This window comes from Serratia sp. FGI94, assembly GCF_000330865.1.
GTDB lineage: Bacteria > Pseudomonadota > Gammaproteobacteria > Enterobacterales > Enterobacteriaceae > Serratia_B > Serratia_B rubidaea.
Window position 1 is genome coordinate 1 of record NC_020064.1, and the last position, 25,557, is coordinate 25,557.

The 25,557-nt window shown below is 61.4% G+C and carries 22 protein-coding genes; 9 read left to right on the top strand and 13 right to left on the bottom strand.

Annotated features, from left to right (window positions below; translation table 11 throughout):
- Nucleotides 1–515 precede the first annotated feature (515 nt).
- The 5 genes from dnaA to yidA all read left to right on the top strand — a co-directional run bounded on the left by dnaA (nucleotide 516) and on the right by yidA (nucleotide 7,633).
- Entirely contained in the window at nucleotides 516–1,907 is a 1,392-nt protein-coding gene (gene dnaA / locus D781_RS00005; protein ID WP_015344001.1) for a chromosomal replication initiator protein DnaA, read from the top strand.
- A 4-nt stretch (nucleotides 1,908–1,911) separates the two neighbouring features.
- Nucleotides 1,912–3,012, top strand: a complete 1,101-nt coding sequence (gene dnaN, locus D781_RS00010; RefSeq protein ID WP_015344002.1) for a DNA polymerase III subunit beta — start codon at nucleotides 1,912–1,914, stop codon at nucleotides 3,010–3,012.
- A gap of 161 nt (nucleotides 3,013–3,173) precedes the next feature.
- Complete coding sequence (recF, locus tag D781_RS00015) at nucleotides 3,174–4,262, top strand: DNA replication/repair protein RecF (protein ID WP_015344003.1); 1,089 nt, start codon at nucleotides 3,174–3,176, stop codon at nucleotides 4,260–4,262.
- An 18-nt stretch (nucleotides 4,263–4,280) separates the two neighbouring features.
- A complete protein-coding gene (gyrB, locus tag D781_RS00020) occupies nucleotides 4,281–6,695 on the top strand; it encodes a DNA topoisomerase (ATP-hydrolyzing) subunit B (protein WP_015344004.1) in 2,415 nt (804 codons plus the stop codon).
- Between the two features lie 122 nt (nucleotides 6,696–6,817).
- Nucleotides 6,818–7,633: a sugar-phosphatase gene (yidA, locus tag D781_RS00025; protein ID WP_015344005.1), complete on the top strand. Its 816-nt coding sequence runs from the start codon at nucleotides 6,818–6,820 to the stop codon at nucleotides 7,631–7,633.
- A gap of 25 nt (nucleotides 7,634–7,658) precedes the next feature.
- On the opposite strand, the gene D781_RS00030 is transcribed toward yidA, so the two are convergent.
- Genes D781_RS00030 through D781_RS00040 form a run of 3 tightly spaced genes read right to left on the bottom strand, consistent with a single transcriptional unit; the run spans nucleotide 7,659 to nucleotide 10,157 of the window.
- A complete protein-coding gene (locus D781_RS00030) occupies nucleotides 7,659–8,600 on the bottom strand; it encodes an ornithine cyclodeaminase family protein (protein WP_015344006.1) in 942 nt (313 codons plus the stop codon).
- On the bottom strand, nucleotides 8,587–9,555 hold the full coding sequence (locus tag D781_RS00035) for a threonine/serine dehydratase (protein WP_015344007.1): 969 nt from the start codon (nucleotides 9,553–9,555) through the stop codon (nucleotides 8,587–8,589). The genes D781_RS00030 and D781_RS00035 overlap by 14 nt, the downstream gene beginning before the upstream one ends.
- The gene (locus tag D781_RS00040; protein WP_015344008.1) at nucleotides 9,552–10,157 is read right to left on the bottom strand and encodes a PAS domain-containing protein; all 606 of its coding nucleotides are present in this window, start codon (nucleotides 10,155–10,157) and stop codon (nucleotides 9,552–9,554) included. Before D781_RS00040 ends, D781_RS00035 begins: the two co-directional genes overlap by 4 nt.
- 157 nt (nucleotides 10,158–10,314) lie before the next feature.
- Between D781_RS00040 and D781_RS00045 the strand changes: the two genes are divergently transcribed.
- On the top strand, nucleotides 10,315–11,595 hold the full coding sequence (locus D781_RS00045) for a DUF3748 domain-containing protein (RefSeq protein WP_015344009.1): 1,281 nt from the start codon (nucleotides 10,315–10,317) through the stop codon (nucleotides 11,593–11,595).
- A 35-nt stretch (nucleotides 11,596–11,630) separates the two neighbouring features.
- Here D781_RS00045 and D781_RS00050 read toward each other — a convergent pair whose 3' ends face one another.
- Nucleotides 11,631–11,963 (bottom strand): YceK/YidQ family lipoprotein, encoded by a 333-nt coding sequence (locus tag D781_RS00050; protein ID WP_283093045.1) that lies wholly within the window; start codon nucleotides 11,961–11,963, stop codon nucleotides 11,631–11,633.
- Between the two features lie 309 nt (nucleotides 11,964–12,272).
- Here D781_RS00050 and ibpA point away from each other — a divergent pair, with 309 nt between their 5' ends.
- Nucleotides 12,273–12,683 carry a small heat shock chaperone IbpA gene (gene ibpA, locus D781_RS00055; protein WP_015344011.1) on the top strand — a complete coding sequence of 137 codons (411 nt, stop codon included), beginning with the start codon at nucleotides 12,273–12,275 and terminating at the stop codon, nucleotides 12,681–12,683.
- Nucleotides 12,684–12,786: 103 nt separating this feature from the next.
- Nucleotides 12,787–13,215: a small heat shock chaperone IbpB gene (ibpB, locus tag D781_RS00060; protein ID WP_015344012.1), complete on the top strand. Its 429-nt coding sequence runs from the start codon at nucleotides 12,787–12,789 to the stop codon at nucleotides 13,213–13,215.
- 72 nt (nucleotides 13,216–13,287) lie between these two features.
- Here ibpB and D781_RS00065 read toward each other — a convergent pair whose 3' ends face one another.
- From D781_RS00065 to D781_RS00100, 8 genes are all read right to left on the bottom strand, one after another.
- Entirely contained in the window at nucleotides 13,288–14,541 is a 1,254-nt protein-coding gene (locus tag D781_RS00065; protein ID WP_015344013.1) for a valine--pyruvate transaminase, read from the bottom strand.
- A gap of 170 nt (nucleotides 14,542–14,711) precedes the next feature.
- Complete coding sequence (gene ghrB / locus D781_RS00070) at nucleotides 14,712–15,686, bottom strand: glyoxylate/hydroxypyruvate reductase GhrB (RefSeq protein WP_015344014.1); 975 nt, start codon at nucleotides 15,684–15,686, stop codon at nucleotides 14,712–14,714.
- Nucleotides 15,687–15,770: 84 nt separating this feature from the next.
- Nucleotides 15,771–17,039: an MFS transporter gene (locus D781_RS00075; RefSeq protein WP_015344015.1), complete on the bottom strand. Its 1,269-nt coding sequence runs from the start codon at nucleotides 17,037–17,039 to the stop codon at nucleotides 15,771–15,773.
- 187 nt (nucleotides 17,040–17,226) lie between these two features.
- Nucleotides 17,227–18,186, bottom strand: coding sequence for a sugar kinase (locus D781_RS00080; RefSeq protein WP_015344016.1), 960 nt, complete (start codon nucleotides 18,184–18,186; stop codon nucleotides 17,227–17,229).
- 5 nt (nucleotides 18,187–18,191) lie between these two features.
- Nucleotides 18,192–18,944 (bottom strand): hypothetical protein, encoded by a 753-nt coding sequence (locus D781_RS00085; RefSeq protein WP_015344017.1) that lies wholly within the window; start codon nucleotides 18,942–18,944, stop codon nucleotides 18,192–18,194.
- Nucleotides 18,945–19,097: 153 nt separating this feature from the next.
- Nucleotides 19,098–20,135, bottom strand: a complete 1,038-nt coding sequence (locus D781_RS00090; protein ID WP_015344018.1) for a LacI family DNA-binding transcriptional regulator — start codon at nucleotides 20,133–20,135, stop codon at nucleotides 19,098–19,100.
- Nucleotides 20,136–20,264: 129 nt separating this feature from the next.
- Nucleotides 20,265–20,927, bottom strand: coding sequence for an OmpA family lipoprotein (locus D781_RS00095; RefSeq protein ID WP_015344019.1), 663 nt, complete (start codon nucleotides 20,925–20,927; stop codon nucleotides 20,265–20,267).
- Between the two features lie 247 nt (nucleotides 20,928–21,174).
- Complete coding sequence (locus D781_RS00100; RefSeq protein WP_015344020.1) at nucleotides 21,175–21,741, bottom strand: DNA-3-methyladenine glycosylase I; 567 nt, start codon at nucleotides 21,739–21,741, stop codon at nucleotides 21,175–21,177.
- A 323-nt stretch (nucleotides 21,742–22,064) separates the two neighbouring features.
- Here D781_RS00100 and D781_RS00105 point away from each other — a divergent pair, with 323 nt between their 5' ends.
- Nucleotides 22,065–24,053, top strand: coding sequence for an autotransporter domain-containing protein (locus tag D781_RS00105; protein ID WP_015344021.1), 1,989 nt, complete (start codon nucleotides 22,065–22,067; stop codon nucleotides 24,051–24,053).
- Here D781_RS00105 and D781_RS00110 read toward each other — a convergent pair.
- The gene (locus D781_RS00110) at nucleotides 24,050–25,387 is read right to left on the bottom strand and encodes an MFS transporter (RefSeq protein ID WP_015344022.1); all 1,338 of its coding nucleotides are present in this window, start codon (nucleotides 25,385–25,387) and stop codon (nucleotides 24,050–24,052) included. The genes D781_RS00105 and D781_RS00110 overlap by 4 nt on opposite strands.
- Nucleotides 25,388–25,557 lie beyond the last annotated feature (170 nt).

Consider the following 25,557-nt stretch of genomic DNA (forward strand, 5'->3'; position numbering starts at 1 on the left):
AATAACGCACCATGAAGGAACCAGGCATCACACGTAGGGCGAAGATTATACGGACTCAGGGTTAAATCGCAAGGATCCGCGCGCGATCCTGGCGATAAAGCGCCAGATCCGCGGGTGGATAACCGGGTATAACCTGTTACCGGTGTAAAAAGCGCGCCCTGACAGGCAACATAACGCGGCGACTGAGCGGATTTTGTGGAAAAGATCGCCGCATGCCGGGGTCTGTGGATAAAATGGATCTAATCTGTGAGGAAGGGGAGGATCTCTGGCTTCATTTGCGCTATGATCCGTTGTTCCGATCGCGATCTCCCATGCCGGGATCGTGGCCGGGCGACCCTGAAATCTGCCGCGCCGCCTCCGGCCGCGACGGCAGCATAGAAGGGATAAACCGTGAAAGGCGGTTCGCATGCCCCCAGGCGGTCAGCCGATACCGGGCCTGTGTCAAAAACCATGAGTTATAAAAAAGTAGCCCGATTCTTTTCTTTATTATTGATCTTGTTCGAGTGGAGTCCGCCGTGTCACTTTCGCTTTGGCAGCAGTGTCTTGCCCGATTGCAGGATGAGTTACCTGCCACAGAATTTAGTATGTGGATACGCCCCTTGCAGGCGGAACTGAGTGACAACACCCTGGCGCTGTATGCGCCCAATCGTTTCGTGCTGGACTGGGTACGAGATAAATACTTAAACAATATCAACGGACTGCTGAACGATTTCTGCGGTACGGACGCCCCGTTGCTGCGCTTTGAAGTCGGCAGCAAGCCGATCGGCCAAACCGTCAGCGAAACGGTGGCCGAAAGCCGCAGCGCCCCCGCGGCGCCGGTGGCACGCACGGCCGCGCCTTCACGGCCAAGCTGGGACAACGCGGCCCCGCAGCCGGAGCTGTCCTATCGCTCCAACGTTAATCCCAAGCACACGTTTGATAACTTCGTCGAAGGTAAGTCGAACCAGCTGGCGCGCGCGGCGGCGCGTCAGGTGGCGGACAACCCGGGCGGCGCCTATAACCCGCTGTTTTTGTACGGCGGCACCGGTCTGGGTAAAACCCACCTGTTGCACGCGGTCGGCAACGGCATTATGGCGCGCAAGGCCAATGCCAAAGTGGTCTATATGCACTCGGAGCGCTTTGTGCAGGACATGGTCAAGGCCCTGCAGAACAACGCGATCGAAGAATTTAAACGTTACTACCGTTCGGTCGACGCGCTGCTGATCGATGATATCCAGTTTTTTGCCAACAAAGAGCGCTCGCAGGAAGAGTTCTTCCATACCTTTAATGCGCTGCTGGAAGGCAATCAACAGATCATCCTGACCTCGGACCGCTATCCGAAAGAGATCAACGGCGTGGAAGATCGCCTGAAGTCCCGCTTCGGCTGGGGTCTGACGGTGGCGATCGAACCGCCGGAGCTGGAAACGCGCGTCGCGATCCTGATGAAAAAGGCCGACGAGAACGACATCCGCCTGCCGGGCGAGGTGGCGTTTTTCATCGCCAAGCGTCTGCGTTCCAACGTGCGTGAGCTGGAAGGGGCGCTGAACCGCGTGATCGCCAACGCCAACTTTACCGGCCGCGCCATCACCATCGATTTCGTGCGTGAAGCGCTGCGCGATCTGCTGGCGCTGCAGGAAAAACTGGTCACCATCGACAATATTCAAAAGACGGTGGCGGAATACTATAAGATTAAAGTCGCGGATCTGCTGTCAAAACGGCGTTCGCGCTCCGTCGCCCGCCCGCGCCAGATGGCGATGGCGCTGGCGAAAGAGCTCACCAACCACAGCCTGCCAGAAATCGGCGATGCGTTTGGTGGCCGCGACCATACCACGGTGTTGCACGCCTGCCGGAAGATTGAGCAGCTGCGTGAGGAAAGTCACGACATCAAAGAAGATTTCTCCAACTTAATCAGAACATTATCTTCGTAGCGCTATGAAATTTATCGTCGAACGTGAGCATCTGCTAAAACCGTTGCAACAGGTGAGCAGCCCGCTGGGCGGCCGCCCAACGCTGCCGATCCTGGGTAACCTGCTGCTGCAGGTGACGGAAGGTTCCCTGTTGCTGACCGGTACCGATCTGGAGATGGAGATGGTGGCGCGCGTCGCCTTGTCCCAACCCCATGAGGCGGGCGCGACTACCGTCCCCGCGCGTAAATTCTTTGATATCTGCCGCGGTCTGCCGGAAGGCGCCGAGATCGCCGTGACCCTGGAAGGGGAACGGATGCTGGTGCGCTCCGGGCGCAGCCGCTTCTCGCTGTCCACCCTGCCGGCGGCGGATTTCCCGAACCTGGACGACTGGCAAAGCGAGGTGGAGTTCACCCTGCCGCAGGCGACGCTGAAGCGCCTGATTGAAGCGACCCAGTTCTCCATGGCTCACCAGGACGTGCGCTATTACCTGAACGGCATGCTGTTTGAAACCGAAGGCGCGGAGCTGCGCACCGTTGCCACCGACGGCCACCGGCTGGCGGTCTGCGCGATGCCGATTGAGCAGCAGCTGCCGCTGCATTCGGTGATCGTGCCGCGTAAAGGGGTGATGGAGCTGGTGCGCCTGCTGGACGGCGGCGATACGCCGCTGCAGCTGCAGATCGGCAGCAACAATATTCGCGCCCACGTCGGCGACTTTATCTTCACTTCCAAGCTGGTTGACGGCCGTTTCCCGGATTATCGCCGCGTATTGCCGAAGAACCCGGATAAAACGCTGGAAGCCGGCTGCGATCTGCTGAAGCAGGCGTTTGCCCGCGCGGCCATCCTGTCGAACGAGAAGTTCCGCGGCGTGCGGCTGTACGTCAGCCACAATCAACTGAAGATCACCGCCAATAACCCGGAACAGGAAGAAGCGGAAGAGATCCTCGACGTGGCCTATGAAGGCACCGAGATGGAGATCGGCTTCAACGTCAGCTACGTGCTGGACGTGCTGAACGCGCTGAAGTGCGAAGAGGTGCGCCTGCTGCTGACCGACTCGGTCTCCAGCGTGCAGATTGAAGACGCGGCGAGCCAGGCGGCGGCCTATGTTGTCATGCCAATGCGGTTGTGATCGATATCCGGGCTATCTTGCTTGCCATTTTACGCTTGGGCAGTGCTCGCCATCCTCACGTACTCTGTGTACGCTCCGGTGGCTGCGCGCTGTCCGCACGTAAACTGCCTGCGCCGATAACGCCCTCACATTGAGCGTACTTTCCCGGTGATAGAATAGGCATGGCATTAACGCGTTTACTGATTAAAGATTTCCGCAATATTGAAGCGGCGGATCTGGAGCCGGCGCCGGGGTTTAACTTCCTGGTGGGCGCCAACGGCAGCGGCAAGACTAGCGTGCTGGAGGCGGTGTACACCCTTGGCCACGGGCGCGCATTCCGCAGCCTGCAGGCCGGACGGGTGATCCGCCACGAACAGGCGGAGTTTGTGCTGCACGGCCGCATCGACCGCGGCGCGGAGCGTGAGCTGTCGGTCGGGCTGAGCAAAAGCCGTCAGGGCGACAGCAAGGTGCGCATCGACGGCAGCGACGGCCACAAAGTGGCGGAACTTGCCCAGCTGTTGCCGATGCAGCTGATCACGCCGGAAGGCTTCACCCTGCTGAACGGCGGGCCGAAGTACCGGCGCGCTTTCCTTGACTGGGGCTGTTTCCATAACGAACCCGGTTTTTTCACCGCCTGGAGCAACCTGAAGCGGTTGCTCAAGCAGCGCAATGCCGCGCTGCGCCAGGTGAGCCGCTATGCGCAGATCCGCGCCTGGGATCAGGAACTGATCCCGCTGGCCGAGCGCATCAGCGAATGGCGGGCGGCTTACAGCGACGCAATCGCCGCGGATATCACCGCGACCTGCGCGCAGTTTCTGCCCGAGTTCGCCCTCAGCTTTTCGTTTCAACGCGGTTGGGACAAAGAGAGCAGCTACGGCGAACTGCTGGAGCGTCAGTTTGAACGCGACAGAGCACTGACCTATACCGCGTCGGGGCCGCATAAGGCGGATTTCCGCATACGTGCCGACGGCACGCCGGTAGAGGATTTACTATCGCGCGGTCAGCTGAAACTGCTGATGTGCGCGTTGCGCTTGGCGCAGGGTGAGTTTCTCACCCGGCAGAGCGGGCGGCGTTGCCTGTATCTGCTTGACGATTTTGCCTCCGAGCTGGACGCCGGCCGTCGCCGGTTGCTGGCCGAGCGCCTGAAAGCCACCCAGGCCCAGGTTTTTGTCAGCGCGGTGAGCGCTGAACAAGTAATCGACATGGCCGGTGAAAAGGGCAAGATGTTCCGCGTGGAACAAGGTAAAATAGAGGTTCAACCACAGGACTAAAATGAGCGAGAAACGTTGATGTCGAATTCTTATGACTCCTCAAGTATCAAGGTATTAAAAGGGCTGGATGCGGTGCGTAAGCGCCCGGGCATGTATATCGGCGATACCGATGACGGCACCGGTCTGCACCACATGGTATTCGAGGTTGTGGACAACGCTATCGACGAAGCACTCGCTGGCCACTGTAGTGATATTCAGGTCACCATCCATGCCGACAACTCCGTGTCGGTGCAGGATGACGGCCGTGGCATTCCAACCGGGATCCACCCGGAGGAAGGCGTTTCCGCCGCGCAGGTCATCATGACCGTACTGCACGCCGGCGGTAAGTTCGACGATAACTCTTACAAGGTTTCCGGCGGCCTGCACGGCGTGGGCGTCTCGGTGGTTAACGCACTGTCCGAGAAGCTGGAACTGGTGATCCGCCGCGACGGCCAGGTGCACGAGCAAACCTACAGCCACGGCGAGCCGCAGGCGCCGCTGACCGTGGTCGGCGAGACCGAACAGACCGGCACCACGGTGCGTTTCTGGCCGAGCCATCAGACCTTCACCAACGTGGTGGAGTTCGAATACGACATCCTGGCGAAACGCCTGCGCGAACTGTCGTTCCTCAACTCCGGCGTGTCCATCCGTCTGAAAGACAAGCGCAGCGACAAAGAGGACCACTTCCACTACGAAGGCGGCATCAAGGCGTTTGTCGAATATCTGAACAAGAACAAAACCCCGATCCACCCGAACGTGTTCTATTTCTCCACCATGAAGGACGACATCGGGGTGGAAGTGGCGCTGCAGTGGAACGACGGTTTCCAGGAAAATATCTACTGCTTCACCAACAACATTCCGCAGCGCGACGGCGGCACCCACCTGGCGGGCTTCCGCGCGGCGATGACCCGTACGCTGAACGCCTATATGGACAAAGAAGGCTACAGCAAGAAGGCGAAGGTCAGCGCTACCGGCGACGATGCGCGTGAAGGCCTGATCGCCGTGGTGTCGGTGAAAGTGCCGGATCCGAAGTTCTCCTCGCAGACCAAAGACAAGCTGGTCTCCTCCGAGGTGAAATCGGCGGTGGAACAGCAGATGAACGAACTGCTGAGCGAATACCTGCTGGAAAACCCGGGCGATGCGAAAATCGTCGTGGGTAAAATCATCGACGCGGCGCGCGCGCGTGAAGCGGCGCGTAAAGCGCGTGAGATGACACGCCGTAAAGGGGCGCTGGATCTGGCCGGCCTGCCGGGCAAGCTGGCGGACTGCCAGGAACGCGACCCGGCGCTGTCCGAACTGTACCTGGTGGAAGGGGACTCCGCGGGCGGCTCTGCCAAGCAGGGGCGCAACCGCAGAAACCAGGCGATTCTGCCGCTGAAGGGTAAAATCCTCAACGTGGAGAAAGCGCGCTTCGACAAGATGCTCTCTTCGCAGGAAGTTGCCACCCTGATCACCGCGCTGGGTTGCGGCATCGGCCGCGATGAGTACAACCCGGACAAGCTGCGTTACCACAGCATCATCATCATGACCGATGCTGACGTCGACGGCTCGCACATCCGTACGCTGCTGTTGACCTTCTTCTACCGTCAGATGCCGGAAATCATTGAGCGCGGTCACGTGTTCATTGCCCAGCCGCCGCTGTACAAGGTGAAGAAAGGCAAGCAGGAACAGTACATTAAAGACGATGACGCGATGGACCAGTACCAGATCGCCATCGCGCTGGACGGCGCCACCCTGCACACCAACCCAGATGCGCCGGCGCTGTCGGGTGAAGCGCTGGAAAAACTGGTGTCTGAGCACAACAGCGTGCAGAAGCTGATTGCCCGTATGGAGCGCCGCTACCCGCGCGCGCTGCTGAACAACCTGATCTATCAGCCGACGCTGGCGGAAGAGGATCTCGGCGACCGCGCGAAAGTGCAGAGCTGGATCGAATCGCTGGCCAGCCTGCTGAACGACAATGAGCAGCACGGCAGCAGCTACAGCTTTGAAATCTATGAAAACCGTGAACGCCAGCTGTTCGAACCGGCGCTGCGTATCCGCACCCACGGCGTGGATACCGACTACCTGCTGGACTTTGACTTTATTCACGGCGGCGAATACCGCAAGATTTGCCAACTGGGCGAGAAGCTGCGCGGCCTGATTGAAGAAGGCGCGTTTATCGAACGCGGCGAACGTCGTCAGCCGGTCGACAGCTTCGAAAAAGCGCTGGAGTGGCTGGTGAAAGAGTCGCGTCGCGGCCTGGCGGTCCAGCGTTATAAAGGTCTTGGCGAGATGAACGCCGAGCAGCTGTGGGAAACCACCATGGATCCGGAAAACCGCCGCATGCTGCGCGTCAGCGTCAAGGATGCGATTGCGGCGGACCAGCTGTTCACCACCCTGATGGGCGATGCGGTTGAACCTCGTCGCGCCTTTATCGAAGAAAACGCCCTGAAAGCGGCGAACATCGATATCTAACCGTCAGCAGCACGATAAAATCCGCGCCGGGCGACCCGCGCGGATTTTTTTTCGGCTTTTTTCACGCTGACAAGCCGGGCTGAAACGCGTTAGCATGACAAAAAAACAGTGGGAGACGGCGCATGGCTATTGAACTGATTGCAATTGATATGGACGGCACGCTGCTCAATCCGCAGCACCAGATTACGCCGGCGGTAAAGCAGGCGATCGAGGCCGCGCGCCGCCGGGGCGTGCACGTGGTGCTGGCGACCGGCCGGCCTTACGTTGGCGTGCAGGACTACCTGCGTCAGCTGGATATTCAGGGCGCTAACGATTACTGCATCACCTATAACGGTGCGCTGGTGTTACAGGCGGCCGACGGCGCCTGCGTCCTGCAGGAAACGCTGGGCTTTGAGGACTATTTATACTTCGAACAGCTGGCGCGCGAGCTGGGCGTGCACTTCCATGCGTTCGATTTCGATACGCTGTACACCCCGAACAAAGACATCGGCAAATATACCGTGCATGAATCCGCCCTGACCGGGATTCCGCTGAAATACCGCAGCGTGGAGGAGATGGATCGCCAGATGCGCTTCCCGAAAGTGATGATGATCGACGAACCGGCGCTGCTGGATGCGGCGATTGCGCGCATTCCCAGCGAAGCGCAGGCGCGCTATACGCTGTTGAAAAGCTCGCCGTACTATCTGGAAATTCTGCATAAGCGGGTGGATAAAGGCGCCGGGGTGAAAATGCTGGCCGATCACCTGGGCATTGCGCGGGAAAACGTGATGACGCTGGGCGATCAAGCCAATGATACCGCGATGATCGAGTACGCCGGCGTCGGCGTGGCGATGGGCAATGCGATTGAAGAGCTGAAGGCGGTGGCGCAGTTTGTCACCAGCAGCAACGCCGAGGACGGCGTGGCGCGGGCGATCGAGAAGTTTGTGCTGAATGCCTGAGGTCTCCGGGGCGCGGCGGCGCCCCTTACGCGGTTCTTAACACCCCTTTCGCAATCTGCAGGTCCTGAATCGCCAGCCCGGTGAGGTCGGCAATGGTGATCTGCTGCTGCCCGCTGCGGACTTTTCCGCCCTGCGCCAATGCGGCGCCAAATTCGACGATCGGCGTCGATGTCAGCAAGTTTTGCCGATAAGCCGCCGCGATCTCGCCATATTCTGTACACTGCGCCAGCGCATCCACCAACAGAATATCCGCCTTGGCCGTCAGCGCGGTCGCCAGCTCCTGCTTGCCGTCCGCATCGGCGCCGACCGCGGTGATATGGGTGCCGGGCCGGATATCCACCGCCTGTAAAATCGGCTCGCGGCTGGGAGTGGTGGTGACGATCAGCCGGCAGTGCGCCGCTAACTCCGCCGCATCCTGCGTGGTGCGCACCCGGAACCCTTCGGCTTCGGCAGCGCGGCGATACGCCTCCAGCGCCTGCCGGCTGCGGCCCCACACCCACAGGTCACGGCAGGCGGTGACGGGTTTCAGATGCCGTAGCTGCAGCAGAGCCTGCAGACCGGTGCCGAGAATGCCGATCGCCGGGATGTCCGACGGCGCGCACAGCTCGGCGGCGATGCGCCCGGCCAGCGCGGTGCGCAGCGCCGTCAGCCATCCCTCATCCAGCAGCAGCGCCTGCGGTTCGCCGGTCAGGGCGGAAAACGCCATCATCAGCCCCTGGTTGCTGGGCAGCCCGCGCTCGGCGTTGCGGTAGAAGCCGGTGGACACTTTGACGACGAAGAGTTCATCCCCCTCCAGCCAGGCCGATTTGATACAGCCATCGCCGGCCGCCTGTTCGAACAGGAAATGCTGTACCGGCGGTTGCTGCACCCGGTGTTGTGAATAGGCGATAAAGCCCTGTTTCAGCAGCGCCGTGACGGCATCCGCATCGAAGGCGGCCAGGATTTGCTGCCGGTCAAGGGTGCGCATTGTCGATGGCCTTCAGGTATTTCTCCAGCACGATATTCTTGCCGCACAGCACCACGGCAACCTTTTTCCCCTGCAGCTCCGGCGCCAGCTTAACGGCGGCGGCCAGCGCCACCCCGGCCGCGCCTTCAACAATCCAGCGTTCGCTGGCGGCCAGCGCGCGCATCGCCCGGCGGATTTCCGCTTCGCTGACCAGCATGCGCCGATCGATCAGGCGCTGACACAGCGGGAAGGTGATGGCGCCGGGTTCGACGCCGCCGGCGGTGCCGTCAGACAGGGTGTCCTGCTCCTCAACCGTATGAATATGGCCGGCTTCCAGCGCGCTATACATGCTGGTGGCGTTTGCCGGCCAGCAGCCAATCAGCTGGGTTTTCGGCGACAGTTGCTGCAGAACGCTGCCGATACCTGAAATATACCCGCCGCCGCCCACCGCCACGAAGACCGCATCCAGATCGCCGTGCTGCTCAACCAGCTCCATGCCGCAGGTGCCCTGACCGGCGATCACCTGCGGGTCGTTGTACGGGGAGACATACGCCTTGCCGCGTTCGGCGGCGGCGCGTTCTCCGGCAAGCTCCGCCTGCAGCGCGTCGCCGGGCACCAGCGTCACCTCGGCGCCGAGCGCGCGGATGGCGTCCAGTTTCACCGCAGCGGCGTTTTCCGGCGCATACACCGTTACGCTGACGCCCATCAGTTTGCCCGCCTGCGCGATGGCCAGGCCGTGGTTGCCGCTGGAGGCGGCGATCACGCCGTTGCGGCGCTGGGCGTCGCTCAGCAGGCGCAGCTTGTTGCTGGCGCCGCGAAACTTAAAGGAGCCGGTTTGCTGCAGATGGTCGCACTTTAGCCATAGTTCGCAGCCTAATTGCTGCGACAGCAGGATGCTGCGCTCCAATGGCGTCACGCGTACCTGCGGCCGCAGCTGCCGGTGCGCCTCTTCAATGGCGGCGAATAAATCCGTCATACCGACTCCTTACAATTTTTCAGATAGTTGTAAACCGTGGCGCGGCCAATACCGAGGATTTTGGCGACATAGCCGGCGGCGTTTTTCCCCCGGAAGGCGCCCTGGTGATACAGCGCTTCGACCAGCTCCCGTCTGGCGGGGGCGTTCAGCGTCGACAGCGTTTGCTGATGCTGCTGCAGCCACTGATAAATAAAGGTATTGATGCGTTCCTGCCAGTCGTCCTGGAACAACACGGCGGGCTGCGGCTGCAGCGCGCTGCCGGAGAGAAAGGTCTCCAGGGCCGCTTTGGCGCTGCTGAGCACCGTGATATCCAGGTTGATGCACATCAGGCCGATGGGATGCTGATTGTCGTCACGCAATACCGCGCTGATGGAGCGCAGCTGGCCGCCGTCCCAGTTGCGTTTCTGATAGGGGCCGATCACCTGCAGATCCAGATTGTCCCGCAGATCGTCCAGGTTGGAGTCTTCGCCCAGTTCGCGCTGCGAGCGGTTATTGGCGATATACACCAGCTTTTGGCTGGCCAGATCGTGGATCGCCACTTCGGCATAGGGGGTAAACAGCAGCGCAATGGCATCGGCGATGGCGTGGTAGCGGGTGAGCATGGCGGCCTCTATTAGACTAAAAAATACAATTTGTACTTTTTAGTCTATTGTGTAAAGCATTATTTTGGCGCTATTCCGCGGTGCTACTCTTGTAGGACAGTTTGGGGGCGATCCGCTAAACTGGCGGCTCAATGCCAGCATGCGCAGGGGAGCCGCCATGAATCCGCGGGAAACACAGCTTACGTTTGATCAACGGGGCCATCAGTTAACCAATATCAACGTCTGGACGCCGTGCGGTCAGTGGCTGGCGTATGACGTGCGCCCCAGCGGCGCTTCGTTCACCGGGCTGACCATCGAGCGGGTCAACGTGACCAGCGGCGAGGTGCAGGTGGTGTACCGCGCTCAGCACGGCGCGCACGTCGGCGTGGTGACGGTCAGCCCGGATGCGCCGGCGCGCTATGCGTTTATCCACGGGCCGGAGCACCCGGACAGCCACTGGCATTATGATTTTCACCACCGCCGCGGCGTGATTGTCAGCGAGCCGGACCGCGAGCTGGCGGTGACGCTCGACGCATTGGATATCACCGCCCCCTACACGCCGGGCGCGCTGCGCGGCGGTAGCCACGTACATGTGTTCAGCCCAGACGGCAGCCGGCTCAGCTTCACCTATAACGATCACGTGATGCACGAACGCGATCCGGCGCTGGACCTGCGCAACGTCGGCGTTGCGCTGCCGCTGCGCGGCGTCAATCCGCCGAAACAGCATCCGCGCGAATATGACGGCAGCCACTTCTGCGTGCTGGTCAGCCGCACCACGCCGCAGCCGCGTCCGGGGAGCGATGAGATTAACCGGGCGTATGAGGAGGGCTGGGTCGGCCGGCACGGTTACCTGAAGGCGGACGGCAGCCGCCAGCGCTGGGCGCTGGCGTTTATCGGCGATACGCTGGCGGAAAACGGCGAAAAACTGCCGGAGGTGTTTATCGTCGACCTGCCGGAAAACGACGCCGACTACGCGAAGGCCGGCGATGAGCCGCTGCAGGGCAGCGAAAGCCGCCTGCCGGCGCCGCCGCGCGGCGTACGGCAACGGCGCTTGACCTTTAGCGGCGCGCGCCGCTATCCCGGCGTGGCGACGGCGCCGCGCCACTGGCTGCGCAGCTCGCCGGACGGCAGCCAGATCGCGTTTTTGATGAAAGATGATAACGGCGTGGCGCAGCTGTGGACGGTGTCCCCCAACGGCGGCGCGCCGCGGCAGGTGACGCGGAGCCCACACGCGGTGCAGTCGGCGTTCAGCTGGCATCCGCAGGGCGGTCATATTGCGCTGGTCTGTGATAACAGCGTGATGTTGTGCGATATGGCCAGCGGCGCGCTGCGCCGTCTGACGCAGCGTAGCGAGCAGCCGCCCAGCGGCGACGCGGTGGTGTTTTCTCCCGACGGCGGTCGGGTGGCGTTTATGCGGGACGTCGAGGGCGTTAGCCAGATATTTGTCGTTGAGGTATAGCGGAAAGACGGGCCGGCGTGCGGCCCGTCTCAGCATTAGTGTGCAACAGGGCCTTGGCCCGGGTTGCCGGTCGAGGCCAGATTCTGTTGTTCGCTGCGCAGAATACGCTCGCGCGGCGAGTCGGCGGTTTTGTCGCTGTCGGCGCGCAGATAGTCATAAGGCAGCAATACGGTATCCATCACCGCAGAGAAGGGCAGATCCAGCGCCACCAGGGGCTTCATCGCCCAGCCGGTCTCTTTGTCTTTCAACAGGTTCATACTGGCGCGAGTGCCGGGATAGTAGCCCATATCGGGGCCGCTGTGGCTCATCACGCTGGAACAACCGCTGGTCGCCAACAGCAGGCAACTGGTCGCCATCAATCTTTTCATCATCATTTCCATCCTGAAGGGTGCTGTTCCCCTGAATTGCTGATTTATCACATCCGGCAGATGCGTTTAAAGGAGCAAAACGCCGCTCTGTGGCGGTTATCTCACTCTTTATTGTATGTGATAAAAAAACTTTCGCTGCCTTCATTGGCAATTTTTTTATCTTGGGCGCTTGAAAGGTAAAAAGCAAACCCCATTTTATCTACAGGCCCAAATTAAGAATTCGCCGTCAGGGAATTCCGGCCATTGCGTCTGTCCATGAAGGAAGACCTGTTTTTCAAACCTCGCTAAAGCGCCTTAGGAGGCTATGTTATGCGTAATTTCGATCTGTCCCCGCTCTACCGTTCCGCAATTGGTTTTGACCGTCTATTTAACGCGCTGGAGGCTGGACAGAGCCAGGGAAATGGTTACCCTCCCTACAATGTTGAGCTGGTTGACGAAAACCATTATCGCATCGCCATTGCGGTTGCCGGCTTTACCGAGCAAGAGCTGGAAATTACCTCACACGATAACCTGCTGACGGTGCGCGGCGCGCACAGCGGCGAGGCTGCAGAAAAAACCTATCTGTATCAGGGTATTGCAGAAAGAAACTTTGAGCGGAAATTTCAGCTGGCCGAACACATCCATATTAAAGGCGCCAAGCTGGAACACGGGTTGTTGTATATCGATATGCAACGCATCGTGCCGGAAACATTAAAGCCGCGCCGTATCGAGATTAAATAATCGTTATTATTTTCGCTGATTAATTATTTTCAGTAGAAATATCTGATGCCCGCCGATAGGGGGCGTTATAAGTGTCTCTCGCTTCATAGAAGGAGTATATATTATGCGTAATTACGACTTATCCCCGCTGCTTCGCCAGTGGATTGGTTTTGACAAATTAGCCAGTTCAATGGGCGGACAGGAACCTCAGGGATTCCCTCCCTACAATATTGAAAAAAGCGATGATAACCACTATCGCATTTCCCTGGCGCTGGCCGGCTTCAAGCAAAGCGAGCTGGACATCGAGGTGGAAGGCCCGCGCCTGACGGTGCGCGGCAAACCGACGCCGGCGGAAAAACCGGTGGAATACCTGCATCAGGGGCTGGTCTGCAAAGAGTTCAGCCTGAGCTTTACGCTGGCGGAACACCTGCAGGTATCTGAGGCTCAGTTTGAGAACGGCCTGCTGCATATCGATCTGGTGCGTCAGGTGCCGGAAGCCCTGCAGCCGCAGCGCATCGCCATCGGCAGCACGCCGGGGCTGGAAGAAAAATAACCGGCCGCTGACGCGGTAAAAAAACGGGGGGACGTCCGTCAGGACGTCCCCCCGTTGCGTTGATGGGCGGCGTTACTGCGCTTCGCGGTGCGCCCGCTCCACCTCTTCCGCCAGAATGGCGACGCCGCGCTCGATCTTATCCGGCTCCGGCACGTAGTTCATACGCATGCACTGATGGGTATGCGGCCACTCCTGCTCCAGCCCCGGGAAGAAATAGTGCCCCGGCACCATCAGCACGCCGCGCTGCTTCAGGCGCTGGTACAGCAGCTCGGTGCTGATTGGCAGATCTTTAAACCACAGCCAGAGGAAAATCGCCCCTTCCGGTTTGTGGATCAGGCAGCGCTCTTCAGGCAGATAGCGGCGGATGGTGGCGATGGTCTGCGTGACCCGCTGCTGGTAAAACGGCTTGATCACCTCGTTGGACAGGCGCAGCAGATCGCCGCGCTCAATCATCTCCGCCGCGACCGCCGGGCCGATGCTGCCCGGCGACAGGCTGATAATGCCGTTCATATTGGTCAGCGCGGTGATGGTTTTCTCATCGGCGATCACGATGCCGCAGCGCGACCCCGGCAGGCCCAGCTTCGACAGGCTCATGCACAGGATGATATTCGGGTTCCACAGCGGCGTGGCATCGCTGAAGATGATGCCCGGGAATGGCACGCCATAGGCGTTATCGATCACCAGCGGAATATCGTGCTGCTGCGCCAGCGCGTCGAGCTGGATCAACTCGTCATCGGTAATCACGTTGCCGGTCGGGTTGGTGGGGCGCGACACGCAGATCATGCCGATATCGTTGCCGATGGTCAGGTTGTCGAAGTCGACGTGATATTTAAACTGGCCTTCCGGCAGCAGCTCGATGTTCGGCTTGGCGGAAACAAACAGCCCTTCGTCCAGGCCGGCGTCGGCGTAGCCGATGTACTCCGGCGCTAGCGGGAACAGCACGCGACGACGGCTGCCGTCGGCGTAGCGGCCGGCGAACAGGTTAAACAAGTAGAAAAACGCGCTCTGACTGCCGTTTGTTAGTGCAATATTCTGTGGTTCGATCTGCCAGCCCAGCTCTTCACTCAGCAGGGCAGCCAGCGCTTTGAGCAGCGTATTCTTCCCTTGCGGGCCGTCGTAGTTGCACAGCGCTTCGGTCAGTTTGCCCTGGTCGAGCATCTCCTGACACAGCTGTTTGAAGTAGCGCTCCATCTCGGGGATTTGCGCCGGGTTACCGCCGCCGAGCATGATGGCGCCCGGGGTGCGCAGGCCTTGGTTCAGGTCGTCCATTAAGCGGGTGATGCCCGAGTAACGGGTAAATTTGTCGCCGAAAAGTGAAAAAGTCATAGGTGCAGCATGTTGTTTTTTGCAGGGAGTCGCCCACCATACCCCCAGATAATTGCGGGTGCAATGTGCAGGAGAAAACCCGTATCAGCGTTAAATGTTAACCGTTGGCTTGAATGTGGTGTTTTATTCTGAGGTGAAGGGGCGGGAAGATCCCGCCCGGTTAACGCGATTTATTTCAGCACCTGCGGGTTGACGCAGTTTTCCGTCACCGTGCCGGTCAGCGCGGCGATCAGGTTATCGACCGCGCACTCGGCCATGCCGTAGCGGGTTTCATGGGTGGCGGAGCCGATATGCGGCAGAGCGACCACGTTCGGCATTTTCAGCAGCGGCGAGGAGACCGGCAGCGGCTCTTTTTCAAACACGTCCAGCCCGGCGGCGTGAATGGTGCCGTTTTGCAGCGCCTCAATCAGCGCCTGCTCGTCGACCACCGGCCCGCGGCCGGCGTTGATCAGAATGCCGCTCTGCTTCATCTTCGCCAGCTGATCGCGGCCGATCAGGTGGAAGGTCTGCTCGGTCAGCGGCAGCGTAATGCAGACGAAGTCCGATTCGGCCAGCAGGGTATCCAGATCGCAGTGGCGCGCGCCAAAGCGCTGTTCCGCTTCCTGGTGCGGGCGGCGCGCGTTGTACAGAATCGGCATGCCGAAGCCGAAGTGGGCGCGCTGGGCCAGCGCCAGGCCGATGCGCCCCATGCCGAGCACGCCCAGCGTTTTATGGTGCACGTCAACGCCGAACCAGTCCGGGCCGATGCTGCCCTGCCACTCGCCGGCCTTCACCCGCTCGGCCACTTCCACCACGCGGCGCGCCGTCGCCAGCACCAGGCTCATAATGGTATCGGCCACGGTTTCCGTCAGCACCGTCGGCGTATGCATCAGCACGATATTACGGGCGTTGAGCGCGTCGACGTCAAAGTTGTCATAACCGACGGAGACGGTGGACGCCGCGCGCAGCTTCGGCGCCTGCTGTAAAAAGGCCTCGTCCACCTTGCCGCCGGAGCCGATGATCCCCTCGGCCTGTTGCAGCGCCTGTTTGAACTCATCGGCATTGTCAGGATTCAGGCCGTTGAAGGCATGTACGGTGAAGTGTTGTTCCAGTCGTTCACGCAGGGCGGCGGGGAGTTTTTTGTACAGTACGATCGAAGGCTTCATCATGAACTCCAATTTGTTGCGCGGGGCCAAAGCGCTGCGCTTTGACCCCAAAGGACTCGGTTTAAAAACGGAAAGTGTAGCCAATCACGCCGGCTGCGGCTGGGCGTCGTTACGGGCGGGCTTTACCACCAGCGTAATTACCACCGCCACCACCAGCGCGACGGCCATAAACATATAGGAAGCCGCCGGGGTGCCGGTCGCGCCGTTAAGGTAGCCGACGAACCAGGAACCAAAGAACGAGCCCAGGGCGCCCATGCTGTTGATCAGTGCCATGGCGCCGCCGGCCACGTTCTTCGGCAGCATTTCCGGAATGATGGCGAAGAACGGCCCGTAAGGCGCGTACATCGCCGCACCGGCCACCACCAGCAGGCCGTAGGACACCCAGAAGTGATCGGCGCCCACCGCATAAGAGCCGAAGAACGCCAGCGCACCGATCAGCAGCAGCGGCCAGACGAACAGCTTGCGGTTCTGCATTTTGTCAGAGGCCCAGGAAACCACAATCATGGCGATGGTGGCCGCCAGGTAAGGCACCGCGGACAGCCAGCCGGCTTCGACCATGCCCATATTCATACCGCTGCGCAGAATGGACGGCAGCCACAGCACGAAGCCGTACACGCCGATGCTCCAGGCGAAGTACTGGACGCACAGCAGAATCACGTTGCGCGAGCGGAAGGCCTCGCCGTAGTTGCGCACCGCCTTGATGCCCTGCTGCTCGGCTTCCAGCTGCGCCTGCAGCGCCTGTTTTTCCTGCTCGCTCAACCAGCCGACCTGAGACGGTTTATCTTTGACCAGCACCCACCAGCAGAAGGCCCAGATCACCGCCGGAATGCCTTCGATGATAAACATCTCACGCCAGCCGAAGGCGTGGATCAGGTAGCCGGACACCACCGACATCCACAGCACGGTCACCGGGTTGCCGAGAATCAAGAAAGTGTTGGCGCGCGAACGTTCGGACTTGGTAAACCAGTTGCTGATATAGATCAGCATCGCTGGCATCACCGCCGCTTCCACCACGCCGAGCACAAAGCGGATGGCCGCCAGCATCGGAATATTGCTGACCACGCCGGTCAGGGAGGCGCAGCCGCCCCACAGGATCAGACACCAGAAGATCAGCTTTTTAACGCTGCGCCGCTCGGCGTAGATGGCGCCGGGAATTTGGAAAAAGAAGTAACCCAGGAAAAACAGCGCGCCCAGCAGCGATGACATGCCTTTGGTGATGCCGAGGTCGTCGTTGATGCCGGCGGCCGAGGCGAAGCTGAAGTTGGCGCGGTCGAGATAAGCCAGACTGTAGGTGATAAACACGATGGGCATGATGTACCACCAGCGTTTAGCCGCAACGGTTGCTTTATTCATGTTCAGGTTCCTCAGTGGTGTCGTTTCCGCAGGCGTGGGCAGTCAGCCTGCGGAAGCGGTTCTCCCGACGTTTTCTGGTTGTAGGGCCAGAGGGGCGTCCTGGGAGCCGGCGGTTAGCCGATTTATGTTTTTTTATTTGCCCGTGGCGGTCAGGCGCGACGCGCGGCCGCGTCTGACCACGGCGGGATTACTCCGCCAGCGCCGCGCGGGTTGGCAATCCTTCGCTGTCGCCGATGGCCTGAATGGCCAGCGAGCCGATCTTGTTGCCGCGTTGCACCGCCTGTTTCAGCGTTTTGCCTTCCAGCAGGGCGCTGAGGGTCCCGACGGCGAAGCCGTCTCCCGCACCAACGGTATCCACCACGTTGCTGACTTTGATGGCCGGCACCGCCGCACAGTCGCCGGCGGCGGTTTTAAACCAGGCGCCGTCCGGGCCGGTTTTGATGATCACCGCCTGCACGCCGCGCTCCAGATAGAAGTCGGCAATGCCTTCCGGCGTTGACTGGCCGGTGAGGATTTGCCCCTCTTTCAGCCCCGGCAGCACCCAATCGGCGGCGAACGCCAGTTTGTTCAGCTGTTCGATCATCACCTGCTGGCTGGACCACAGCACCGGGCGCAGGTTGGGATCGAAAGAAATGGTTTTGCCCATCGCGCGCATTTCATGGGCGGCGAAGTGGCTCAGCGCCAGCGACTGGCCGGAGAGCGCGGCGGCGACGCCGCTCAGGTGCAGGTGGCGCGCCGCACCGAAGTAGTCGCGGTTGAAGTCGGCGGTGGACAGATGGCTGGCGGCGGAGCCTTTGCGGAAGTATTCCACGGTGGGATCGGTTCCATCGGTGTTCTTGGATTTAATCTGGAACCCGGTCGGATACTGGCCGTCGACCGTCACCTGCTGATAGTTGATGCCTTCTTTTTTCAACTGCTGCAGGGTAAAGCGGCCGAAGGTGTCGTTGCCCACCCGGCTGACCCAGCCAACCTGCAGGCCAAGGCGCGCCAGGCCGATAGCGACGTTCAGCTCTGCCCCGGCGATGCGTTTGGTGAAGTGCTCCACCTCCGCCAGATCGCCGGTTTCCGCCGCGACGAACATCGCCATGGCTTCACCCAGCGTGACGACGTCCAGAGAGGTATTGCGCTGTGCTGTCAGTGTGCTCATGGTGATTACTCCGCGCGTAACAGGTTGACGTAATGGCGGGTAACGGCTTCAAGGTCGTCGCCCTGCAGGGGGAATTCGATGCCGCGCGGTACGTCCGCCGGCAGTTGGGCCAGCAGCCGGCGCCAGTCGTCGCCGGCGTCGTCCAGCGCGATGGCGCGCCAGCCGCGCGGTCCCTGGACCGCGGCTTTAACGTGGATATAGCCGACGTGACGCGCCAGGCGTTCGGCCGCGGCGCGCGGGTCTTGCCCCACCCAGAGCCAGTTGGCCATATCGAAGGTCATGCTGATCGGCAGCTGGTTGTCTTCCGCCGCGTGCAGAAACGCGTTCATCGGCGACAAAATCCCGCAGTCGGCGGTCTGGTCGTTTTCCACCACCAGCTGGACCGGGTGCTGCATCAGATCCACTTTCAGTTCGGTGAAGTCAAAGCCGGGCTGGTAATGGCCCAAAGAGAGTTTCAGCCGGCGCGCTTTCAGCGCCTGGGCTTCCGCCAGCAGTGCGGGCAGCTTGGGGTTAACGTGATGCTCGGGGGTGAAAAGCGGTTCCGGAGCGGAATACACCGCGAACAGCTGCTGACGTGCGATCTCCTGCGCCAGCTGCGGCAGGTTATCCAGCTCGCCGGGGCTGAACAGTTCCCGGCGGATCTCCACGCCATCCGCGCCGGCGTCGGCAATGATCGGCAGCATGGCGGCCTGTCCGCCTCGCTGCTGAACGGTATCCGTGCCGTAAGCGCCGGTCACCACGATAACTTCTCTTTTCATATTTTTACTCCTGAGGTGGCGAAATCTCCACCGCTGCTGTTAATGGCACGTTAAATGGAACCGGTTCCATATAAAAGCCTCAGAGTGTAAAAATATGATCGCAATCACGACAATGCAGCCAAGACGCGGGGTGCGGCACGGTAAACACCGGAATTAACGGGTAGTGGAGCCGCGTACGATCAGTTCGCCGGAGAACACGCGCTCGTCAGGCGGCGCATCGCGCCCCTGGATGCGCTGTACCAGCTGTTCCAGCGCGGCATGGCCGATTTGGTAGGTGGGCTGCTTCAGCGTGGTGATGCCGACGCCGGCCAGCTCGGCCCATTCCAGTTCATCAAAGCCCAGCAGGCCGATATCGCTGCCCCAGTGGATGCCCAGCCGGCGCATGGCGCGCGCCACCTGCAGCGTCAGAGCGCCGTTGGCCGACAGCACCGCCTTGCGCATGCCGCGGCGGCGGGTGTGGAAATCGCGCAGCGTCTGCTCCAGTTGCGCGGCGTCGTTCAGCGGGGTTTCCGCCTGCTCGGCGATCAGATCGGCATGCTGCTGCGTCATAATTTGGCGGAAGGCGTGCAGACGTTCGAGTCGGGTATTGACCGTGCCGACCGGCTCGCTGAGGAACAAAATCGCCTCAAACCCTTGCTGCACCAGGTGTTCGGTGGCGATGGCGGTGGCTTCGTGGTTATTCAGGCCGACCACGTCACAGGCAAAGTCGGGGATCTTGCGGTCGATCAGCACCATCGGCAGCTGCGACTGCTGCAGCTGCGACAGCGCCTCTTCGCGCATGCCGACGGCGTTCACCACAATGCCCTCCACCCGGTAGCTGCTCAGCAGCTGCAGGTAGTGCTGTTCCTGATTGACTTCGTTATTGGTGTTACACACCAGCAGGGTAAAGCCGTGCTGCCGGCAGGCGGCTTCGATGCCGCGCATCACGTCGACGGAATAGGGGTTGGTGATATCGGCGATAATCAGGCCGATCAGGCGCGTTTGTCCGCCTTTCAGGCTGCGGGCCATCTGGCTGGGGCGATAGTCGAGCTGCAAAATCGCCTGTTCGATACGCTGTTTGAGCGGGTCGGAAAGCAGGTGCTGTTCACCGTTGAGGTAGCGCGACACGCTGGTTTTGCCGGTTTTGGCCAGCTGCGCCACGTCGCTGATGGTGGCGCGCCCGGTCGCGCGCGAAGCTTTCACACTGCTCACAATCAATCCCCCAGTAGATTTATTGCCAAGGAGACTAACACAGTGCGCGGCGGTCGCGCACCAGAGCCGGGCTTGTTGCCCGGCTCGTCATACAGCAATGCAGGTGCGTTGGCTGCGAACAGCCGCCGGTTACTGCAGCGGGCTGAGGGTGATTTCCACGCGGCGGTTCTGCGCTTTGCCGTCGGCGGTGCTGTTGGAGGCAATCGGGTTGTCCGGGCCGGCACCGACGCTGCGGATGCGGTTGGCCGCGACGCCCTGGGTGATCAACGCGCTGCTGACGCCGTCGGCGCGCTGCTGCGACAGTTTCATATTGTGGGCGCGCGCGCCGGTGCTGTCGGTGTAGCCGACAACGTTAACCGCGGTTTTCGGGTACTCTTTCAGCACCATCGCCACGCCGGTCAGGGTATTGGCGCCTGCCGGTTTCAGCGTGCTGCTGTCGGTATCGAAGGTGACGTTGTTCGGCATGTTCAGCACGATGTTGTCGCCCTGACGGGTTACGCTGACGCCGGTGCCGCGCATTTTGTCGCGCAGTTTCGCTTCCTGCACGTCCATGTAATAGCCTGCGCCGCCGCCGAGGGCCGCACCGGCCGCCGCGCCGATCAGCGCGCCTTTGCCGCGGTCTTTCTTCGAGGATGACAGCGCGCCGATGCCGGCGCCCAACGCCGCGCCCAGGCCGGCGCCGACGCCGGATTTACCAGCCTGAGACTCGCCGGTGTAAGGGTTGGTGGTACAGGCCGACAGAGCCATGGTCATCGCCACGGCGGCGGCGATAATCGCAACGCGTTTTTTCATGTTATTTCCTTTTGTGCATCAAAATCTGTGCGCATATTTCCAATCGGGAAGCGCTTAAACCTAGCCGTTGGGCCGTCGCTGGCGTGAAAACGCCGTGCGGCGCGCTAGTATGACGTCTTTTCCGGCCGGCAGTTCCGACCAGGCGCGACAAACGCTTTTTTTGTTCCTTTTTAGGCGCCTTTGTTATCCGGCAAAACGTCCACGCTGGCTATGTCCAGAATTCTGAAAGCGCATCCTTTCGCATTATTCACCGCGTTTTGGGGTAGCAGAGACAGCTGGTGAGATGATCGTTCACCAGCCCGCTGGCCTGCATAAAGGCGTAGCAGATGGTGGAGCCGATAAACTTGAAGCCGCGTTTTTTCAGCGCCTTCGACATGGCGTCCGACTGCGGCGTCTTGGCCGGCACCTGCCCCAGCTCACTCCACTGATTCAGCTGCGGCCGGCCGTTGACAAAGCTCCAGATAAAGGTGACGAACTCCTCGCCGGCGGCCTGCATCGCCAGGTAGGCGCGGGCGTTGGTGATGATCGCCTCGATTTTGCCGCGGTGGCGGATGATGCCGGCGTCCTGCAGCAGCCGATCCACGTCCTGCTCGGTCATGGCGGCAACCCGCTGCGGGTCGAAGTTATGGAAGGCGCGGCGGTAATTCTCGCGTTTTTTCAGCACGGTGATCCAGGAAAGCCCGGCCTGCTGGCCCTCCAGACACAGCATTTCAAACAGCTCGCGCGCGTCGGTGGTCGGCGCGCCCCACTCATGGTCGTGATAGGCCAGATACAGCGGATCGGCGGTCACCCAGCCGCAGCGTTGGTCAGTCATGTAAGGCTCCTTTTTACTGTGTATACCCGTCATACCTTAAGCTGCAGGTGCGTTGGCTGCGCTCGGTCACCCGAATCACTGACCGGAGTCAGCGCATCGGGATTCTCTCCTTTGCCGCCTTGCTGCAGCGCGAATGATGTAGTGTATATATTTACAGTTATCATTGCCCTAAACCGTACATCTGGCAAGTCTCTGATTGTTTTATTATCTGCGGCCTTGACGTAGGGGAAAAGCCGGCAATATTTATAACAGTGCCGTGATAAAAGTGGTTAAAAAATACGCGGGTTTTTTCTTTATCGTTACAGACTCTCAGGAGTCAATTCATGCCTCTAAAAATAATGGGCGCTCCCGGCAGGGCAGCGCTGGCGGTGGCTTTAGTTCTCGGGCTGACGGCGTCCGCCGCGGCCGCCGAGCGGGTGTACGTGTTCGGCGACAGCCTGAGCGACAGCGGCAACAACGGGCGCTACACCTACGACGGCAGCCAGCATCAACTGTATGACGAAGCGCTGGCGCAGCGCATCGGCGCGGCGCTGCTGGCGTCCGATCTCGGCGGCGACAACTATGCGGCCGGCGGCGCGGTGGCGGTGCCGGCGCTGAATCCGGCGGACAATACTCAGGATCAGGTGCAGCGCTATCTGAGCCAGACCCACGGCCGCGCCGACGCCAACGGCCTGTATATCCACTGGATCGGCGGCAACGATCTGGCGGCGGCGGCGTTAAACCCGGCCAGCGCGCCGCAGGTCAGCTATAACAGCGCCGCCGCGGCGGCGCTGCAGGTGCGGTCGCTGCTGGATGCCGGCGCCGGCACGGTGATCGTGCCGACGGTGCCGAACATCGGCTTTACCCCGCAGCTGATGGAAGTGATTGTGCAGCAGGCGCTGGCGCCGGTGCAGAACGCGGCGCTGCAGGCGGCCTATGCGGCGCTGAATGCGGTGGCGACGCCGGACGCCGCTTCGCGGCAGCAGGCGATTCACCGGGCGCTGAGCGCGGCGGCGCAGCAGGGCAGCAGCGACCCACAGATGCAGCAGGCGATCGCCGCGCAGCTGATCGCCGCCTATGACAGCCTGAGCGTGCAGGCGGGCCAGCTGACCGACTTCTACAACCGCAGCGAGGACCAGCTGCTGGCGCAGGGCGGCGGCAACATCGTGCGCGCCGACGTCAACCGGCTGTTTGGCGAGGTGATCGCCAATCCGCAGCAGTTCGGCTTCAGCAATACCGCCGGCATGGCGTGTCCGGCCGGCGTATCGTCGGCGGTATGCCGCTCCGCGACGCCCGGCTTTAACGACGGCCAGGCCTTCCTGTTCGCCGACCATTTCCACCCCAGCCCGCAGGCGCATCTGCTGATCGCCGATTACATTCAGGCGGTGCTGGACGGCCCGGCGCAGGCGGCGGCGCTGACGCAGGCGACGGCGGCGATGGCGCGTGACAGCCGCGCCACCCTCGACAGCCGTTTTCAGCAGCTGCGCAGCGGCGGCAACCCGCAGGGAGCGCTGGGAATATTCGGCGGCTATGCCGGGCAGCATTATGACTATGCCGACAATAAAGCGGCCGGCGACGGCAATGCCACCACCCACAACCTGACGCTGGGGGTGGATTACCAACTGACGGATCGCTGGCTGATCGGCGCGCTGATCTCCGGCGCTAATGACGATCAGCAGCCCTCCAGCCGCTATGACTACCAGGCGCGCGGCGTGCTGTTTTCCGCCTTTACCTCGCTGGACGTGTTTGAGCACGGCTGGGTGAACGCCGATCTGCACTACGCCAGGCTGGATTACGACGATATTCGCCGCAGCGTGCAGCTTGGCCCGCTGACGCGCAGCGAAACTGGCTCGACCTCCGGCAAACAGTGGGGCGCGCGCGTCACCGCCGGCTATGACTTCCCGCTGACCTCAAGTCTGAGCACCGGGCCGATGGCGCAGTTTGCCTGGGACTACAGCAACGTTTCCGGCTATAGCGAAGACGGCAACGACAGCACCGCCATGCGCTTTAACGACCAGACCTACCATTCGCAGATCGGCGCGCTGGGCTGGCGGCTGGACAGCAACCTCGGCGTGATTAACCCGTATGCCGAGATCAGCTATCAGCATCAGTTCGGCGACGAGGTGTACCGCGCCGGCGGCGGCCTGAAGTCGACCTCAACCTCGTTTACCCGTGATGCCGCCGGCCAGGATAAAAACTGGGTCGACGTCACGCTGGGGGCCAATCTGCCGCTGAACGACCGGGTGGCGGCGTTCGCCACCGTCTCGCAGACCGGCGGCCTGAGCAGCGGCGAACAGGTGATGTACAACGTCGGCGTCAGCGCCCGCTTTTAATGCGCCTGGCGCGGCGCTTCGCCGCGCGTTGCGGGCAGCGGGGTGCGGCCGGCGATTTTCTTCTCCGGCTGCAGCCGGGTCATGCACAGCATGCTGCAGAAAGAGACCAGCGCGGTGGCGAAGAACATCGCGCCGTAGCCGTGCTGCTGCGCCAGCCAGCCGCTGAGCATCGGCGCGCTGATTGACGCCAGATTGGCGATGGCCAGCGTGATGCCGCTGTAGGCCCCGACCGACGCTTTCGGCGTCACGTCCAGCACCACCGACCAGTAGACATTGTTCACCAGCGCGTTCAGCGCATTACCCAGCGTCATCAGCGCAATAATCGCCGTGGGCGACTGCATAAACGGGATCAGCAGGAAGCAGCCGGCGGTCAGCAGCAGCGTGACGGCGGCAAACCGGTTGCGCGCCAGCCGCAGATTACCGCTGCGCGCCAGCAGCGCATCGGAGATGCGTCCGCCGAGCAGCACGGTGAAGCAGGCGCCGCTCCACGGGATCATCGCCACGTACCACAGGGCGTGCAGGTCGTAATGGAAGCTGTCCTGCAGGTATTTCGGCCCCCAGGTGACCAGCACGAAGGTGACATACAGAAAGGAAAAGTAGCCCAGCGCGTTGAACACCAGGGTGCGGTTGGTGAAAAACGCCCGCCACGGCAGCGGCGTCTGATGGTCGTCATCTTCCTGACGATCGCCGCCAATCACCGCCAGTTCGGCGGCGTTAACCTTCGGGTGCTGTTCCGGCGTATCGGTAAAACAGGCGGCGAACAGCAAAATCGCCAGCAGCGAGAACAGCCCGAGCAGCATAAACATGCTGCGCCAGTCGTCGGTCAGCAGCAGCAGCCCGACCGCCAGCGGCGCGGTCAGCAGCGAGCCGATCTGCGTGCTCAGCAGCCCGATGCCCAGCGCGAAGCCGCGCTCTTTGCGCGGCGACCAGTGGCCGATGGTTTTATTCATCAGCGCGTAGGCCGGGCCTTCGGCAAAGCCGAAGAGGATGCGTAGGGCGGCGAAGCCCATCAGCGCGGAGCCGCCGAACAGCGCGACGCCCAGCTCACCCGCCCAGGCGGTGGCGATCTCCAGCAGCGACCACAGCGCGCCGGCCAGCAGCCAGACTTTTTTGCTGCCGACGCGGTCGGCCAGAACGCCGCCGCACAGCGAGCCGAGCAGATAGCCGAAGCCGAAATAGCCCAGCACCGCCCCCAGTTGGGTCTTGTTGAAGCCGAACTCGCGGGCGATGTCGTTGGCGGCGAACGACAGCGCGCCGCGATCGACGTAGTTAATCAGCGCGATAAAAAACATCATGGCGAAAATGCGGTAGCGATAGCGACTGTCTGCCTGCATGGCACAACCTCCTGAGCGTGGGAAACCTCAGGCAGCGAGCAAGATTGGTGCCAGCCGTGGCGACAAACGGCGCAGCGCGCGCCGGCTGCGGCGCGGGCGGGCGAATGCCGCAGCAGAAAATGCGCTTTCAGCGCGCCGATGCGCCGTGTTGGTGCGCAAAACGCGTTTTT